The organism is Marinobacter sp. LV10R520-4 (genome assembly GCF_002563815.1).
In the GTDB taxonomy this organism is placed as follows: Bacteria; Pseudomonadota; Gammaproteobacteria; order Pseudomonadales; family Oleiphilaceae; genus Marinobacter.
On record NZ_PDJM01000001.1, the window covers coordinates 2,332,513 to 2,349,218 of the forward strand.

Below are 16,706 nucleotides of genomic sequence, written 5' to 3' on the forward strand. Positions count from 1 at the left end.
GGTAGTAACCACGCTGCTTTCGCTATTGGGTTGTCACACAATGGTCTCAAATCGTTAACGCGATCCGGCAAACGGAGAGAGAGACCATGAGTCATTTGATCGACAAGCTGAGCTACTTCAGCAAAAAGCGTGAATCCTTTTCTGGCGACCACGGCGAAACCCATACCGAAAACCGCGACTGGGAAGACAGCTATCGCCAGCGCTGGCAGCACGACAAAATTGTGCGCTCCACCCACGGCGTAAACTGCACCGGCTCTTGCAGCTGGAAAATCTACGTTAAAAACGGCCTGGTTACCTGGGAAACTCAGCAAACCGACTATCCCCGTACCCGTCCGGATCTGCCCAATCACGAGCCCCGTGGCTGCCCCCGCGGTGCCAGTTATTCCTGGTACATGTACAGTGCGAATCGCCTGAAGTACCCGCTGATGCGCAAGCATCTGATGCAGCTGTGGCGCGCCGCCCGCATTCAGTTCAATGATCCGGTCGATGCCTGGGCCTCGATCGTGGAAGACCCGAAGAAAACCGCTGAATACAAACCTCGCCGCGGCATGGGCGGTTTTGTGCGTTCCGACTGGAACGAAGTGAACGAGCTGATTGCTGCGTCTAACGTTTACACCGCGAAAAAGCACGGCCCGGACCGCATCATCGGCTTCTCGCCGATTCCTGCCATGTCTATGGTGTCTTACGCTGCGGGTAGCCGTTACCTGTCATTGATCGGCGGCGTGTGTCTGAGCTTTTACGACTGGTACTGCGACCTGCCGCCGGCTTCCCCGCAAACCTGGGGTGAACAGACCGACGTTCCTGAGTCCGCAGACTGGTACAACTCCAGCTACATCATTGCCTGGGGCTCCAACGTTCCACAAACCCGTACCCCGGATGCCCATTTCTTTACCGAAGTGCGCTACAAAGGCACCAAAACCGTTGCCATTACTCCGGATTACGCCGAAGTTGCCAAATTGTCCGATGAGTGGCTGAACCCCAAGCAGGGCACGGATGCGGCTCTTGGCATGGCCATGGGCCACGTGATTCTGAAAGAGTTTCACGTTGATAACCCCAGCGCTTACTTCACCGACTACGTGCGCCGCTACACCGATATGCCGTACCTGGTGAAGCTCGACAAAATGGAAGACGGCCGCTACGTGCCGGGCCGGTTCCTGCGCGCCAGCGATCTGGTGGGCGGACTGGGCGAAGAGAACAACCCCGAGTGGAAAACCATTGCCATTGATGAAACCACCAACCAGCTAACCGCGCCTAACGGCTCTATCGGTTACCGCTGGGGTCAAAAAGGCAAGTGGAACCTGAAGCAAACGGCTAAAACAGAAGACGTGAACCTGCAGCTGTCGATGGTTGAAAAGCACGACGAAATTGTGGACGTTGCCTTCCCGTATTTTGGTGGCATCAAGCACGACCACTTTAAATCTGTTGAGATCAGCGACACCCTGACCCACAAACTGGGCAGCCGTAAAATTGAACTGGCAGACGGCGAAAACGCTTTAGTGGTCACCGTATACGACCTGATGATCGCCAACTACGGCATTAGCCGTGGCCTGGGCGAAGACGACGGCGCTACCGACTACGACCAGATCAAGCCGTACACACCCGCCTGGCAGGAAAAGATCACCGGCGTACCGGCCCACAAAGTGACCCGTATTGCCCGTGAGTTCGCCGAGACTGCCCACAAAACCAATGGTCGGTCGATGATCATCGTCGGCGCCGGTATGAACCACTGGTACCACATGGACATGAACTACCGCGCGCTGATCAACATGCTGATCATGTGTGGCTGTGTCGGCCAGAGCGGTGGCGGTTGGGCCCACTATGTAGGTCAGGAAAAACTGCGCCCGCAAACCGGCTGGCAGCCGCTGGCGTTTGGTCTGGACTGGCAGCGCCCGCCACGCCAGATGAACGGCACATCTTTCTTCTACGCCCACTCCGGCCAGTGGCGCTACGAGAAGCTGGATGTGAGCGAGATTCTGTCGCCGCTGGCGGACAAGTCCAAATTTGGTGGCAGCCTGATCGACTACAACGTACGCGCCGAGCGTATGGGCTGGTTGCCGTCTGCGCCGCAGCTTAACCGTAACCCGCTGGGCATTGCCGCCGAAGCTGAAAGCGCCGGTATGGATGTGCCAGCCTACGTGACTCAGTCCCTGAAAGACGGTTCACTGGCATTCGCCGCGGAAGATCCGGAAGCCCCGGAGAACCACCCGCGCAATATGTTTATCTGGCGCTCTAACCTGTTGGGTTCTTCCGGCAAGGGCCACGAGTACATGCTGAAGTACCTGCTGGGTACGACGAGTGGTCTGCAGGGCAAAGACCTGGGTCACGACGGTGGTGTGAAGCCGCAGGAAGTGAAATGGCACGACGAAGCGCCGCAAGGCAAGCTGGACCTGCTGGTGACTCTGGACTTCCGCATGTCCACCACCTGCCTGTATTCCGACATCGTTCTGCCGACCGCTACCTGGTATGAAAAAGACGACCTGAATACCTCGGATATGCACCCGTTCATTCACCCGCTGACCGCAGCGACGGATCCGGCGTGGGAATCCCGCAGCGACTGGGAAATCTACAAAGGCATTGCCAAGGCATTCTCCAAGGCGTCTGAAGGCCACCTGGGTATCGAGAAAGACGTGGTGACCGTGCCTTTAATGCACGACGCGCCCGCCGAACTGGGTCAGCCGTTTGATGTAAAAGACTGGAAGCGCGGCGAGTGCGATCTGATTCCGGGTAAAACCGCGCCCAACTTTATGACGGTTGAACGCGATTACCCGAACACCTACGCGCGCTTTACGTCCCTTGGGCCGCTGCTGGACAAGCTGGGTAACGGTGGCAAAGGCATCAACTGGAACACCGAAAAAGAAGTGACCTTCCTGGGTGAGCTGAACCACAAACACTTGGAAGGCGCGAACGCGGGCCGGCCGAAAATTGATACGGCCATTGATGCCTGTGAGGTGATTCTGAGCCTGGCTCCGGAAACCAACGGCCAAGTTGCCGTGAAAGCCTGGGCTGCGCTGTCTGAATTCACCGGGATGGATCACTCACACCTGGCGCTGAACAAGGAAGACGAGAAAATCCGCTTCCGCGACATAGTGGCGCAGCCACGCAAAATCATCTCTAGCCCAACCTGGTCTGGCCTGGAAGACGAGCATGTGTCCTACAGCGCCGGCTACACCAACGTGCACGAGCTGATTCCCTGGCGCACGCTGACCGGTCGCCAGCAGTTCTATCAAGACCACGAGTGGATGCGCGCCTTTGGCGAAAGCCTGCTGGTATATCGCCCGCCCATCAACACCAAAGCGGCTGCACCGTTGCTGAATGCCAAGCCCAACGGCAACCCGGAAAAAGCGCTGAACTTCCTGACGCCGCACCAGAAGTGGGGCATTCACAGCACCTACAGCGACAACCTGCTGATGCTGACTCTGTCTCGTGGCGGCCCCATTGTGTGGCTGAGTGAAGACGACGCCCGCGATATAGGTGTGGAAGACAACGACTGGATAGAAGTGTTCAACGCCAACGGTTCTTTGTCAGCGCGGGCGGTGGTTAGCCAGCGGGTGATGCCGGGCATGGTGATGATGTACCACGCTCAGGAACGCATTGTGAATATTCCCGGCTCGGAAATTACCGGCAGCCGCGGTGGCATTCACAACTCGGTCACCCGGGTGTGCCCAAAGCCCACCCATATGATTGGTGGCTATGCCCAGTACTCATACGGCTTCAACTACTACGGCACCGTGGGTTCCAACCGCGACGAGTTTGTGGTGGTGCGCAAAATGAAGAACGTTGACTGGCTTGATGGCGAGGGCAACGACACTGTTCAGGAGAGTGTGAAATGAAAATCCGTTCCCAAGTAGGCATGGTGCTGAACCTGGACAAGTGCATTGGTTGCCACACCTGTTCAGTGACCTGTAAAAACGTCTGGACCAGCCGTGAAGGCATGGAGTACGCCTGGTTCAACAACGTTGAAACCAAGCCCGGTATTGGTTACCCGAAAGAGTGGGAAAACCAGGACAAGTGGAAAGGCGGTTGGCTGCGTGACCCCAGCGGCAAAATCCGCCCCCGCATCGGTGGCAAGTTCCGGGTGTTGGCGAACATTTTCGCCAACCCCGATCTGCCGGAAATTGACGACTATTACGAGCCGTTCGATTTCGACTATCAGCACCTGCACACCGCTGACGATAGCAAACACCAGCCGGTTGCACGGCCGCGCTCGCTGATTACCGGCAAGCGTATGCAGAAAATTGAATGGGGCCCGAACTGGGAAGAAATCCTGGGCACCGAGTTTGCCAAGCGTCGCAAGGACAAAAACTTCGATCAGATTCAGGCCGACATTTACGGCCAGTTTGAAAGCACATTCATGATGTACCTGCCGCGTTTGTGCGAGCACTGTCTGAACCCCACCTGTGTGGCTAGCTGCCCCAGCGGCGCTATCTACAAGCGGGAAGAAGACGGCATTGTGCTGATTGACCAAGACAAGTGCCGCGGCTGGCGGATGTGTGTATCCGGCTGCCCGTACAAGAAAATCTACTTTAACTGGAAAACCGGTAAATCCGAGAAATGCATTTTCTGCTACCCGCGGATTGAAGCCGGTATGCCCACCGTGTGCTCGGAAACCTGCGTAGGCCGCATTCGCTATCTGGGCGTGCTGTTGTACGACGCCGATCGCATCGAAGAAGTAGCCAGCACCCCCGGTGAGCAGGATCTATACGAGAAACAGCTGGAAATCTTCCTCGACCCGTTTGATCCGGAAGTGATTGCCCAGGCGACCAAAGACGGCGTGCCCATGAACGTAATTGAAGCGGCCCAGCGCAGCCCGGTGTACAAGATGGCGGTGGACTGGAAACTGGCCCTGCCGTTGCACCCGGAATACCGCACTCTGCCCATGGTGTGGTATGTGCCGCCCCTGAGCCCGATTCAGTCAGCTGCCGAAGCCGGCCAGGTCGAGTTTGACGGCGTACTGCCGAAAATCGAAAGCCTGCGCATTCCGGTGAAGTACCTGGCCAACCTGCTTACCGCCGGTGACGAAAAACCCATCGTACGTGCGCTGAAACGCATCATGGCCATGCGCCTGTACAAGCGTGCTGAAACAGTTGACGGCGTGGAAGACCTGAGGGCGCTGGAAGAAGTCGGTCTGACCAAGGCCCAGGCGGATGAAATGTACCGCTACCTGGCCATTGCCAACTACGAAGACCGCTTCGTGATTCCTACCGGCCATCGTGAGCTTGCAAAGGAAGCATTCCCTGACGCATACGCTGAACGGGGCGGCTGTGGCTTCAGCTTTGGTGACGGTTGTGGTGGCAGCACCAGTGAATTCAACATGTTCGGCGGCAAAAGCCAGACCTCCACCATGGTGCAAAAACTGACCACGGTGAAACAGGTTGACCCGAAACAGCTGCAGGATTGAGGAGCAGATTATGAAAATTCTAAAAGTGATGGCGTTGTTGCTGGAATACCCGAGCGCCGATCTACAGCGTGGCCGCGACGAACTGACGGCTGCGGTGCTGGAAGACAGCCGTCTGCCGCGGAAAAACAAAGAGCAGCTGCTGCGCTGCATTGACATGCTTTGTGACGGCAATCTACTGGACCTGCAGGAAAGCTACGTAGCCACTTTTGACCGGGGCCGCGCCACGTCCCTGCTGTTGTTCGAACACGTGCACGGCGAATCCCGCGATCGCGGGCAGGCCATGGTAGACCTGATGGAGCAATACAAAACCAACGGTCTGGAGATTGATGCCCGCGAACTGCCGGATTACCTGCCGTTGTTCATGGAATATCTGTCTACCCGGCCCTGGGAAGAGATCAAAAACTGGCTGGAAGATATTCACCACATTCTTGGCTTGCTGGGTGAGCGTTTGTATCAGCGTGAAAGCCTGTACCACGGGATTATGGATTCGCTGCTTGAATTGTCTGGTCGTAAAACCGACCGCAAGGAGCTGGCGAAGATTGTGGCCTCGGAAGAGCGCGACGACACCCCCGAAGCGCTGGACAAAGTGTGGGAAGAGGAAATGGTAAAGTTTGTGGATGATCAGGGCAGCTCCTGTAGCACCGGCGGTGTGGTAGGTCAGCGGCGTCGTGAATTGGAGCAAACCCAAACCATTCACTTGAGTGATCAGCTGATGGCGGATGTTACACCTCGCCCGGCTCAACAACCGGTGAACAACGCCTGAGCGCGTAGGAGGAGATGACAATGTCCTATTTACATACACTGGTGTTTGGGATTTATCCCTATATCGCCTTGGTTGTGATGGTTGTTGGTACCTGGGCGCGCTACGACAACGCCCAGTTCACTTGGCGGGCTCAGTCCACCCAGATATTGACCAAGAAAAACATGGTCTGGGCCAGCGCTCTGTTCCATGTGGGCATACTGATCGTGTTCTTTGGCCATTTGGTTGGGTTGTTAACGCCGCATTTTGCATACGAGTGGTTCATGTCGGCCGGCACAAAGCAGATTATGGCCATCGTAGTGGGTGGTATTGCTGGCACCATGGCCCTTATCGGCGGCGGCGTTCTGACAATGCGTCGGCTAACGGACCCCCGGGTCCGGGCCAGCAGCACCTTTGCTGACGACGCCATTATCGTCATCCTGATGATTCAGCTGGCGCTGGGTATGCTGACCATTTACCCCACGTTGGGCCATCTGGATGGCAGCACCATGCTGTTGCTGGCCGCCTGGGCTCAGGGCATCTTTACCTTTCAGTTTGATGCTGCATCGCACATTGCGGATGTGCACTGGATCTACAAAACCCATATGGCTCTGGGCCTGACGATCTTTGTGCTCTTCCCGTTCACGCGTCTGGTGCACATGCTCAGCGTGCCGGTAGAGTATTTTGGCCGCAAGTACCAGGTTGTGCGCAAGCGGGCTTAGTTTCACTGTGACGAGGGTAATGCCATGCAATTAATACCTACCGGCGAAGCCGAAAAACCCAGAAACCGGTTCCCACCGGTGACCGTTGGCGACACGCTGATCAACGAAGATGACATAGCGCGGGAAATGCAGTATCACCCCGCCGATGAAGCCGCAACCGCCTGGCACGACGCGGCCAAAAGCCTGGTAATACGCCAGCTGCTGCTAGACCAGGCCACGCTGTTGAACCTGCCTGAAGAGCTGGATGAAGAAGACCGTATCGCCAAAGTGCTTGAATCAGAGCTGGGTGTTCCAGACCCGACAGAGCAGGACTGCGAGCGCTTCTTTAACGCCAACCCCAGGCGGTTTTGCAGCCCGGTGGTAATGGCCGTGAGCCACATATTGCTGGCGGCGGCACCGGATGACGTGGCCGAGCTAATGCGCCAGGAAGAAGTAGGGGATCAATTGCTGAAAGCGCTGTTTGAAGGTCGTTCACGGTTTGACGACCTGGCCAAGCAGTATTCAGCCTGCGAATCTCGCCATCAGGGCGGCAGCCTCGGGCAGATCAGCAAAGGCCAGACCGTCGACGAGTTTGAGCGCCCGGTGCTGAATTTGAAGGAAGGCCTGCATTCCGAGCTGATCGAAACCCGTTACGGCTACCACATTGTGCGCGTAGACCAGCGCATTGATGGCCAGCCATTGCCTTACGAGCATGTAAAACCACAAATCCGCCAGTACCTGAGCGAAAGTGTGACCCGTCGCGCCTGCCGCCAGTACTTGCTGGTGTTAGCGGCCGAAGCCGGTGTTGAAGGTGTTGATCTGGAACTGCCGGATTCACCGCTGATGCAATAAATCCGGTTGCGGATTTTAAAAGCAATATGTGCGGCCTGGCTGGAAACAGTGCAGGCCGCACTGCTAATGGGTTACCTCCGAAGAGGGAGCGATTTTTGCGGTCGATCCCTCTAGTATTCATACATAGATTATGAATGCATGAACATGCCAAAGAGGATGCCGCCATGGCGCTGATACAGGCTGCCGATACTCGCACGCAGGACACCCCCATGAACTACTCAAAACCGGTTCTGGTGGCGGTTAAGCCTGGTGACCACGAAGACGGCCTGGCGCTGTTGCGTAGCCACGCCATGTTCAGCGCTCTGGAAGAAGACGACTTGCAAGAGCTTCTGCATCATGCCCGCCGCTTGCGGCTGGGCCATCACCAGTTGCTGTATCGGCAGGACATGCCGGCCCACCACTTCTTCTTTGTATTGTCTGGCCGCTTGCGCTTGTACCGGCTGGATCCATCGGGTATTGACCGTACTCTGGACAGCATCGCGCCAGGCGACTGCATTGCCGAAGTGATGATATACGCCGATCCCGCCCGCTACGCCTGTTACGCCGAAGCCTTGAAAACCAGCGAAGTACTGATGATTCCGGTGAAAGCCTATCAGGATTTGCTGGATACCAATCACAGCTATACTCAGGCCGCCTTGCGCCACTACGCGATGCGCGCCGTGACCCGCTTTCACGATCTTGAAATCATGACGGTTCAGAGCGCCCGCGATCGGTTAATTCGCTATTTAGTAGATTTGTTGCCAGAAGGCAGCGAGCAGGGTGGTGAAGTTGAATTGCCACTGCCCAAATGCCTGGTGGCCTCGCGGCTCGCCATGCAGCCGGAAACTTTCTCACGTATTCTGGCGGATCTGAAAGCCAACGGCTTGGTGCGGGTAAATCGCAGCCGGGTGTTTATTTCCGACCCGAGCAAGTTGATTCAGATCAGCCAATAGTTATCATTTAAGGATTTACCAAATGATCAGCAATTACAGCGAATTGATTGCCGCCACCAAACAGGAACACGAGCCCCAGCGACTGTTGTTTGTGTTCTGCCGTGCCGAGTTGCCAGGCGATGCCACAGCCGACGAACGCGCAGCGTTTAAGCGGGGCGAGGGTGGGGCACTCACGCCGGTTATCTGCGTGGATAAAACACCTGCCGAAGTCGCAGACTTCAGTCAGTTGGTGGAGGAGTCCCGCAGCACCGGCGAGAACTGGGAGGTTGTATTTGTGGCGGCTATGTCTGGCCGTGGTGGCGTTCCTCCGTCCAGCGACGAAACACAGCAGCCGATGACCATGATGGTCGAAAGCATTCGTATGGGCCACGTTGGCAATTACTTGCCTTTGGACGCCAGTGGTGAAGCCGTTAGCCTGGGTTAGCTGTAAGCGCTGATGGCCGTCTGCCATCGGCGCTAATCAGAGATAGGGCGGTATCAACAGCCTCCTAGGTGTATCCCATAAGAGGTATTCTAATTACTTTTAAATAATCTAATCTGTGCAACAACTATAGTCAGCGGGGACATGTTGTGAGTATCCGTTTTAGCAATATCGTAAATCTGATTGTAATGGCGTTGGTACTGGCACTGTTCGCAGGCGTCGACCATGTAAAAGCCGACCCCGTTGACCAGTACCAGCCTGTTTCAGGCCGCCAGGTGATCACGCAAACCCTGCCTCAGGTCACCGAGGTGCGCCCCCGCGAGAGCAATCGCGCCATTGGCGAACTCTTCGCTGGCGAAGAGCTGGTGGGCTACACCTACCAAAGCCTCGACTTCGTGCAAACCCCCGCCTATTCGGGCAAACCCCTGAACATTCAGGTATTGATGAATACCGACGGCGAAATCCTTAAAACCCGCGTAATTCATCACTCCGAGCCAATTCTGCTGATCGGCATTCCCGAGTACAAACTGCACGACTTTACCGACCAGTACACCGGCCTGAAAGCTGATCAGCGGGTGACTGTGGGCGGCAACACCAACGAGCGCAAGGTGGCAGTAGACGGCCTGTCCGGCGCGACCGTTACGGTGATGGTGGTGAACGAAGTCATCATGCGCACGGCCCACAGAGTCGGCGTAGAGCTTGGCCTGGTGGAGGATGCGGGCGTAAAACGGCCACCCATTGCTGAGGTTAATAACGAGCAGTTTGAGCAAGCCAACTGGCAGCAACTGACGGGCGATGGCTCCATTCGCCGCCTGCTGCTGACCCGTGGCCAAGTGGATGACTCGTTTAAAGGCACCGACGCGGAAGGCGTAGAGGCCGCCGCTCCCGATCAGCGTGAAGACGCATTGATAGACCTGTATGCAGCCTATCTGGACGCCCCCACCATTGGTCGCAATCTGCTGGGTGAAAGCCAGTACGAATGGTTGAACTCTCTGCTGAAAGAAGGCGAACACGCCATTGCGGTGATGGCCAGCGGCTCCTATTCGTTCAAGGGCTCCGGCTATGTGCGCGGCGGCATTTTCGACCGCATTCAGATTCGCCAGTTTGGTGACACCTTCAACTTCCGCGACCTCGACTTCTATCGTTTAAGCGATGTGTACAGCGAAGGCATGCCGGACTTTTCCGAAATGGCGATCTTCATCATTCGCCAACAGTACAACTTTGACCCGGGTACGCCCTGGACCCTCGAACTGACCGTAAAGCGCCAGACCGGCCCGCTGGACAGCAAATTCCAGGTGTTCCCGCTGGAATACCAACTGCCCGATCAGTATTACACCCGTGCGGATGTTGTGGTCAGCCAGGAAGAATGGCTGGAAACCCAACCCATGTGGGTGCAAGTGTGGTACCAGAAGCAGTTCCAGATTGTGGTACTGGGCGCAGGCATATTGGTGCTGATGTTTGTTCTGTTCTTCCAGGACTGGCTGGTAAAGCGGCCCAATTTAACCCGCTGGATTCGCCACGGCTTTCTTACCTACACCCTGTTCTTTATTGGCTGGTACGCCTTGGGCCAGTTGTCCATCGTGAACGTGCTGACTTTTGTGCACAGTTTCATGTCTGGTTTTAGCTGGCAGACGTTCCTGATCGACCCGATCATGTTCATATTGTGGGCTGTGGTAGCCGGCATTGTGTTGCTTTGGGGCCGCGCGGTCTATTGCGGTTGGTTGTGCCCGTTTGGTGCGCTGCAAGAGCTGTTGAATGAAATCGCCCGCAAGCTGAAAATACCCCAGTACAGCGTGCCGTTTGCCGTGCACGAACGCCTTTGGGCCATCAAGTACATCATTCTGCTGGTGCTTTTCGGGGTGTCGCTGGAATCCATGGCGATGGCAGAAAGACTGGCGGAAATCGAACCTTTCAAAACCTCCATTACCTTACATTTCGCCCGCACCTGGCCGTTTGTGCTCTACGCGGTGGTGTTGCTGGTGATCAACCTGTTCACCCGCAAGGTGTATTGCCGCTACCTGTGCCCGCTGGGCGCCGCGCTGGCGCTGCCCACCAAGCTGCGGGTATTCGACTGGCTCAAGCGTCGCAAGGAATGTGGCACCCCCTGCCGCCTGTGCGAAAAAGAATGCGAGGTACAGGCTATTCACCCAGACGGCACCATCAATTTCATGGAATGCCACTACTGCCTGGACTGCCAGGTAACTTATTTCGACGACAACAAATGCCCGCCGCTGATTGTGAAGCACCGCGGCAAGCGCCGTGGCCAAAATTCGCCGGGGCGTCCGGAACAGATTCCAGTCGTCGAAGTGAAATGAAAAGCAGTGCCATAACGAAAAAAGAACAACCCCTCAAAACTGAACCGGAGTTGAGCATCATGAACAAAGATCATGAGAAGAATCAAAAAGAACTGGTGAAAACGGAACACACCGGCCTGAGCCGCCGGCGTTTTCTGGGCGCCACCGCGGTGGCTGGTGTTGCCGGTGTAGCGGGCCTTGGCGGCGCAGTCATGAGCCGTGAGGCGTTTGCAGCCGCAGCTAAAGAAGCACGCAATAATATTCAGGTGGGCCCTGGCGAGCTGGATGAGTACTACGGTTTCTGGAGCGGTGGCCACCAGGGCGAAGTGCGGATAATGGGTATACCGTCTATGCGCGAGCTGATGCGTATTCCGGTGTTCAACGTGGATTCAGCAACCGGTTGGGGCCTGACCAACGAAAGCAAAGACGTACTGGGCCACGACAACAAATTTCTGAACGGCGACTGTCACCACCCGCACATCTCCATGACCGACGGCCGTTACGACGGTAAGTACCTGTTCATCAACGACAAAGCCAACACCCGCGTGGCCCGTATCCGTCTGGATATCATGAAGTGCGACAAGATTACCCACATTCCTAACGTGCAGGCCATTCACGGTTTGCGCCTGCAGAAAGTGCCTTACACCAAATACGTGTTTTGCAACGCCGAATATGTGATTCCGCACCCGAACGATGGCAGCGACTTCTCGATGGAGAACAGCTACACCATGTTCAACGCCTTGGATGCGGAAACCATGGAAGTGGCCTGGCAGGTGATTGTCGACGGCAACCTGGACAACACTGACGCTGACTACACCGGCAAATACGCGGCCTCTACCTGCTACAACTCTGAGAAAGCGAAAGATCTTGCCGGTACCATGCGTAACGACCGCGACTGGGTGGTGGTGTTTAACGTTGAACGCATCGAACAAGCGGTCAAAAACGGCGACTTCAAAACCCTGGGTGATTCCAAAGTGCCCGTTGTGGATGGCCGTAGTAAATCCCCGTTAACCCGTTACATTCCGGTGCCGAAGAACCCGCACGGCGTGAACACGTCACCGGATGGCAAGTACTTCATTGCTGCCGGCAAGCTGTCGCCAACCTGTTCGGTGATTGCCATCGACAAACTGGATGATGTGTTTGACGACAAAATCGAGCTCCGTGACGTGATTGTTGCTGAGCCCGAGCTGGGTCTCGGGCCTCTTCACACCACGTACGATGGCCGCGGTAACGCCTACACCACGCTGTTTATCGACAGCCAGGTGGTGAAGTGGAACATTGCGGATGCTATCAAGCATTACAACGGTGAAGACGTAAACTACCTGCGCCAGAAACTGGATGTGCATTACCAGCCGGGCCACAACCACGCGTCGCTGACCGAAACCCGCGATGCCGATGGCAAGTGGCTGGTGGTGTTGTCGAAGTTCTCGAAAGACCGTTTCCTGCCGGTTGGCCCTTTGCACCCGGAGAACGATCAGCTGATCGATATTTCTGGCGATGAAATGAAGCTGGTGCACGATGGCCCGGCCTTCGCCGAACCACACGATTGCATTATGGTGCGTCGTGATCAGATCAAAACCAAGAAAATCTATACCCGTGACGATCCGTACTTCGCCAGTGCCCGCGCCCAGGCCGAGAAAGACGGTATCACGCTGGAAGGCGATAACAAGATCATCCGCGACGGCAAAAAAGTGCGCGTTTATATGACGTCGGTGGCGCCTATTTACGGTACAACCGAGTTCACCGTGAAGCAGGGTGACGAGGTGACGGTGTATGTGACCAACCTGGACACTATTGAAGACGTTACCCACGGCTTTTCGGTGGTGAACCACGGTGTGAGCATGGAAATCAGCCCGCAGCAGACGTCGTCGGTGACGTTCGTGGCGGATAAGCCAGGTGTGCATTGGTACTACTGCAACTGGTTCTGTCACGCTCTGCATATGGAGATGACGGGGCGGATGTTGGTCGAAAAGGCCTGATTAAGTGGTTTGGCCGGAGCCCTGTTCTAAGGCTCCGGCTTTTTACTTTGGAGAAGCAAGACACTGAAAGAGCACTTTCCAAAACACGCTCAAGCCCATCCCTGGGGCGCTTGAGCTCCGCCATCCATGGCTCCGCACAGTTTTGGAAAGTGCTCTTCCAGTGTCCTGCCCGAGAGTCGGTAATCGCGCCGCAGATGGGTTTGGGCAGATACTTGAAAAGTCTTTTTACTTCGGTTCGCCAGAGTTTGGCGGTTTTTACCTTACTGAGTAATCATTGATGCACCAACTTTTACGCGTAGTGGCGGTTTTCACCGTCGCTTTGCTGTCGCTAACCGCACAAGCGGATATCCAGCAACAACTGGACGCACTGGAGCCGGGGGCGGTTTTTGAGCTGCCGCCTGAACAGGTTTCACCGATCGTTATCCGGGTAGCGGATGTGACGGTGCGCTGCCATGCCGATACGGTGATTGATGGCGGCGGCGAGGGCAGAACCGTTCATATTGTGGCGGCAGGGGTGACGTTTAGCGGCTGCACGGTGCGTAACTGGGGTTCAGACCTTAACAAGCTGGACGCGGCAATTTTTGTGGCCCGTGAGGCTCAGGGCGTTACGGTTGCGGATAATAACTTGCAGGGTCCGGCGTTTGGGGTGTGGTTGGATGCTACGCCGGATGCGACGGTTCTTGGCAATGTGATTCGTGGCGATGCCAGTATGCGCTCCAACGATCGGGGCAATGGCATTCATTTGTTCAATGTTCAGGGCGCGCTGATTGAAGGCAATGATATTCGTCAGACCCGCGATGGGATTTATATTGAAACCTCTAACAACAACCGCATTCGTAACAATGTGATGGCCGATTTGCGCTATGGCATTCATTACATGTATTCGATGGACAATCTGCTGGAAAACAATGTTACCCGTAATACGCGCACCGGCTATGCGTTGATGCAGAGTAAGCGGTTGACGGTGCTGAACAACCGTTCCGAGAACGATGAGAATTACGGCATTCTGATGAACTTTATTACCCAGTCCGAGCTGCGGGGTAATGTGGTTACCGGTGTGTCCAAGGGGCAGTTTGCCGGGGCGGCGATGTCCGGTGCCGAGGGTAAGGCGGTGTTTATTTACAACTCTCTGTACAACATCTTTACCGATAACGTGTTTGCCAACAGCAATATTGGCATTCACTTAACCGCCGGTTCGGAAGACAACACGATGTTCAACAATGCCTTCGTGAATAACCAGCGCCAGGTAAAGTATGTGGCCACCCGCACCCAGGAGTGGTCGAAAGACGGCGTGGGTAATTACTGGAGTGACTACCTGGGCTGGGATCGTAACCAGGACGGCACCGGTGACGTTCCTTACGAGCCTAATGATAACGTCGATCGTCTTCTATGGACCTATCCGGAAGCCAAAGTGCTGATGTTCAGCCCGGCGGTGGATACCCTGCGCTGGGTGCAGGATGCGTTTCCGGTGATCAAGGCCGCCGGGGTTCAGGATTCCCATCCGCTGATGTATCCACCTGAGCCCGAACGCGTTCCATCGGCTGTTTCTAACCCGAATTCTGCGGAGCCGCAATGAGCTGTTTTCGTCTTGAAAATGTCAGTTACCGTTACGACAAAGCCACTGTGCTGCAGGGTGTGGATTTGCGCCTGGAGCCTGGGGAAATTCTGGGCCTGTTTGGCCACAACGGCGCTGGTAAAACCACCACCATCAAGCTGATTCTGGGTCTAATGCAGCCGGTAGGGGGTTCTTTGTCGGTGCTGGATGGCAGTGCGGGCGACCCCCAGGTAACCCGGCACATCGGTTATTTACCGGAAAACGTGATGTTCTACCCGCAGCTGACCGGCCGTGAAATTCTGGCGCACTTCGCTCGTCTGAAAGGTGCAGACTTGCGCCAGGTGCCGGAGCTGCTGACCCAGGTTGGGTTAGACGATGCCATGGAAGCGCGGGTGAAAACCTATTCGAAGGGCATGCGCCAGCGCCTGGGCCTGGCTCAGGCGTTATTGGGCAAGCCAAAACTGCTGATGCTGGACGAACCCACGGTGGGGCTTGACCCGGTCGCGACCGCCGATCTGTACCGACTACTGCGCATCTTGCGTGATAGCGGCACCGGCATTGTGCTTTGTTCCCACGTGTTGCCGGGTGTGGAGCCTTATATCGACCGCGCGGCGATTCTGACCGACGGCGCCTTGAAGGCCACCGGCAATCTGGAAGCGCTGCGGCGCCAGGCCAATATGCCGGTCACGTTGATGCTGGAGCCGACGGGCTCTCTGGATTCCCTGGAAAACGTCATTCGTCAGTGCGAAAGCGCCACCAGCCCGGTGATGAAATCGGTGAACAACCGTTTGCAGGTTGATGTACGCCCCGCCGATAAAATGCCACTGCTGACGGCGCTAATGGCCTCCGGCGAAGTGGCGGACGTGGGCATTCACCAGCCCACCCTGGAGGACATTTACGTGCACTTTATTGGCTCCGGTGGCCTGGCTCACCGTGGGGGTTTGCAATGAACAGCGTATGGACCATCGCCCGTAAAGAGCTTAGCGACAGCTTGCGTAACCGCTGGCTGCTGGCCATTGCTGTTGTGTTTGCTGTTCTGGCCGTGGGCATCGCCTGGTTTGGTGCGGCTGCGTCCGGTCAGGTCGGCTACGCATCTACCCCCGCGACCATCGCCAGCCTGGCCAGCCTGGGCATCTTCCTGATTCCGTTGATCGCGCTGCTACTGGCCTATGATGCGATCGTTGGCGAAGACGAAGGCGGCACTTTATTGCTGCTTATGACCTATCCCCTTAGCCGCGGTCAGTTGTTGTTCGGCAAGTTTCTGGGCCACGGCCTGACTTTGGCGTTTGCCACGATTCTGGGTTTTGGTGTAGCGGGTATTGCCATTGCCGTGCTGGTAGAAGACGTAGGCATTATAAGCCTGGCACTGGCGATGCTGCGATTTATTGGCTCTACCATTTTGTTGGGCTGGGGCTTTATAGCCCTGGCTTATGTGGTGAGCGTGCGCGCTAGCGAGAAGCCGGTTGCCGCGGGCCTGGCCTTGGCGATCTGGTTTTTCTTTGTGCTGGTGTTCGACCTACTGCTACTGGGCTCACTGGTGGCCAGCGAAGGCAAGCTAAACCCGGAACTGCTGCCCTGGTTGCTGATGCTGAACCCGACAGATATCTACCGTTTGTTGAATATTCTGGCCTTTGGTGAGGGTCGTCAGCTCAGTGGAGTGCTGAGTCTTGGCAACGACTTGCCCATCGGCCAAAGCGGCCTTTGGCTGGGGTTGGTGCTGTGGTGCGTAGCGCCGTTGACTCTCGCCTGGGCGTTATTTCGCAAACGTCGGATTTAAAGCTCTCTGCATGTGTTTCAGGTTGCTGTCACTCAAAAACTGTTCCTTAGAATGGAGT

Annotated in this window: 12 protein-coding genes; all 12 read left to right on the forward strand. The window is 56.1% G+C overall.

The window, feature by feature from the left end; all coding sequences use genetic code 11:
- The first annotated feature begins 86 nt into the window (after window positions 1–86).
- The 12 genes from ATG98_RS11235 to ATG98_RS11290 all read left to right on the forward strand — a co-directional run bounded on the left by ATG98_RS11235 (window position 87) and on the right by ATG98_RS11290 (window position 16,648).
- A complete protein-coding gene (locus tag ATG98_RS11235; RefSeq protein ID WP_098423071.1) occupies window positions 87–3,830 on the forward strand; it encodes a nitrate reductase subunit alpha in 3,744 nt (1,247 codons plus the stop codon).
- Window positions 3,827–5,398: a nitrate reductase subunit beta gene (gene narH / locus ATG98_RS11240; protein ID WP_098423073.1), complete on the forward strand. Its 1,572-nt coding sequence runs from the start codon at window positions 3,827–3,829 to the stop codon at window positions 5,396–5,398. The genes ATG98_RS11235 and narH overlap by 4 nt, the downstream gene beginning before the upstream one ends.
- 10 nt (window positions 5,399–5,408) lie before the next feature.
- On the forward strand, window positions 5,409–6,161 hold the full coding sequence (narJ, locus tag ATG98_RS11245) for a nitrate reductase molybdenum cofactor assembly chaperone (protein WP_098423075.1): 753 nt from the start codon (window positions 5,409–5,411) through the stop codon (window positions 6,159–6,161).
- A gap of 20 nt (window positions 6,162–6,181) precedes the next feature.
- On the forward strand, window positions 6,182–6,859 hold the full coding sequence (gene narI, locus ATG98_RS11250; protein ID WP_098423077.1) for a respiratory nitrate reductase subunit gamma: 678 nt from the start codon (window positions 6,182–6,184) through the stop codon (window positions 6,857–6,859).
- A gap of 24 nt (window positions 6,860–6,883) precedes the next feature.
- Window positions 6,884–7,690 (forward strand): peptidylprolyl isomerase, encoded by an 807-nt coding sequence (locus ATG98_RS11255; protein WP_098423079.1) that lies wholly within the window; start codon window positions 6,884–6,886, stop codon window positions 7,688–7,690.
- A 134-nt stretch (window positions 7,691–7,824) separates the two neighbouring features.
- Entirely contained in the window at window positions 7,825–8,622 is a 798-nt protein-coding gene (locus ATG98_RS11260) for a Crp/Fnr family transcriptional regulator (RefSeq protein ID WP_179888126.1), read from the forward strand.
- Window positions 8,623–8,644: 22 nt separating this feature from the next.
- Window positions 8,645–9,046, forward strand: a complete 402-nt coding sequence (locus ATG98_RS11265; protein WP_098423081.1) for a ribonucleotide reductase subunit alpha — start codon at window positions 8,645–8,647, stop codon at window positions 9,044–9,046.
- A gap of 146 nt (window positions 9,047–9,192) precedes the next feature.
- Window positions 9,193–11,358, forward strand: a complete 2,166-nt coding sequence (gene nosR, locus ATG98_RS11270; protein WP_098423083.1) for a transcriptional regulator NosR — start codon at window positions 9,193–9,195, stop codon at window positions 11,356–11,358.
- Between the two features lie 59 nt (window positions 11,359–11,417).
- Window positions 11,418–13,316 (forward strand): TAT-dependent nitrous-oxide reductase, encoded by a 1,899-nt coding sequence (gene nosZ, locus ATG98_RS11275; RefSeq protein ID WP_098424429.1) that lies wholly within the window; start codon window positions 11,418–11,420, stop codon window positions 13,314–13,316.
- A gap of 277 nt (window positions 13,317–13,593) precedes the next feature.
- On the forward strand, window positions 13,594–14,892 hold the full coding sequence (locus tag ATG98_RS11280; RefSeq protein ID WP_098423085.1) for a nitrous oxide reductase family maturation protein NosD: 1,299 nt from the start codon (window positions 13,594–13,596) through the stop codon (window positions 14,890–14,892).
- Window positions 14,889–15,821 (forward strand): ABC transporter ATP-binding protein, encoded by a 933-nt coding sequence (locus ATG98_RS11285; protein WP_098421189.1) that lies wholly within the window; start codon window positions 14,889–14,891, stop codon window positions 15,819–15,821. Before ATG98_RS11280 ends, ATG98_RS11285 begins: the two co-directional genes overlap by 4 nt.
- A complete protein-coding gene (locus ATG98_RS11290; protein ID WP_098423087.1) occupies window positions 15,818–16,648 on the forward strand; it encodes an ABC transporter permease in 831 nt (276 codons plus the stop codon). The genes ATG98_RS11285 and ATG98_RS11290 overlap by 4 nt, the downstream gene beginning before the upstream one ends.
- Window positions 16,649–16,706: the final 58 nt, after the last annotated feature.

Excerpts from the sequence above, each read along its gene's own strand:
- ATG98_RS11235 (WP_098423071.1), top strand. The coding sequence starts at position 87 with ATGAGTCATTTGATCGACAAGCTGAGCTACTTCAGCAAAAAGCGTGAA.
- nosZ (WP_098424429.1), top strand. The coding sequence starts at position 11,418 with ATGAACAAAGATCATGAGAAGAATCAAAAAGAACTGGTGAAAACGGAA.
- ATG98_RS11260 (WP_179888126.1), top strand. The coding sequence starts at position 7,825 with ATGCATGAACATGCCAAAGAGGATGCCGCCATGGCGCTGATACAGGCT.
- ATG98_RS11280 (WP_098423085.1), top strand. The coding sequence starts at position 13,594 with ATGCACCAACTTTTACGCGTAGTGGCGGTTTTCACCGTCGCTTTGCTG.
- ATG98_RS11290 (WP_098423087.1), top strand. The coding sequence starts at position 15,818 with ATGAACAGCGTATGGACCATCGCCCGTAAAGAGCTTAGCGACAGCTTG.
- narJ (WP_098423075.1), top strand. The coding sequence starts at position 5,409 with ATGAAAATTCTAAAAGTGATGGCGTTGTTGCTGGAATACCCGAGCGCC.
- narH (WP_098423073.1), top strand. The coding sequence starts at position 3,827 with ATGAAAATCCGTTCCCAAGTAGGCATGGTGCTGAACCTGGACAAGTGC.
- narI (WP_098423077.1), top strand. The coding sequence starts at position 6,182 with ATGTCCTATTTACATACACTGGTGTTTGGGATTTATCCCTATATCGCC.
- ATG98_RS11255 (WP_098423079.1), top strand. The coding sequence starts at position 6,884 with ATGCAATTAATACCTACCGGCGAAGCCGAAAAACCCAGAAACCGGTTC.
- ATG98_RS11285 (WP_098421189.1), top strand. The coding sequence starts at position 14,889 with ATGAGCTGTTTTCGTCTTGAAAATGTCAGTTACCGTTACGACAAAGCC.
- ATG98_RS11265 (WP_098423081.1), top strand. The coding sequence starts at position 8,645 with ATGATCAGCAATTACAGCGAATTGATTGCCGCCACCAAACAGGAACAC.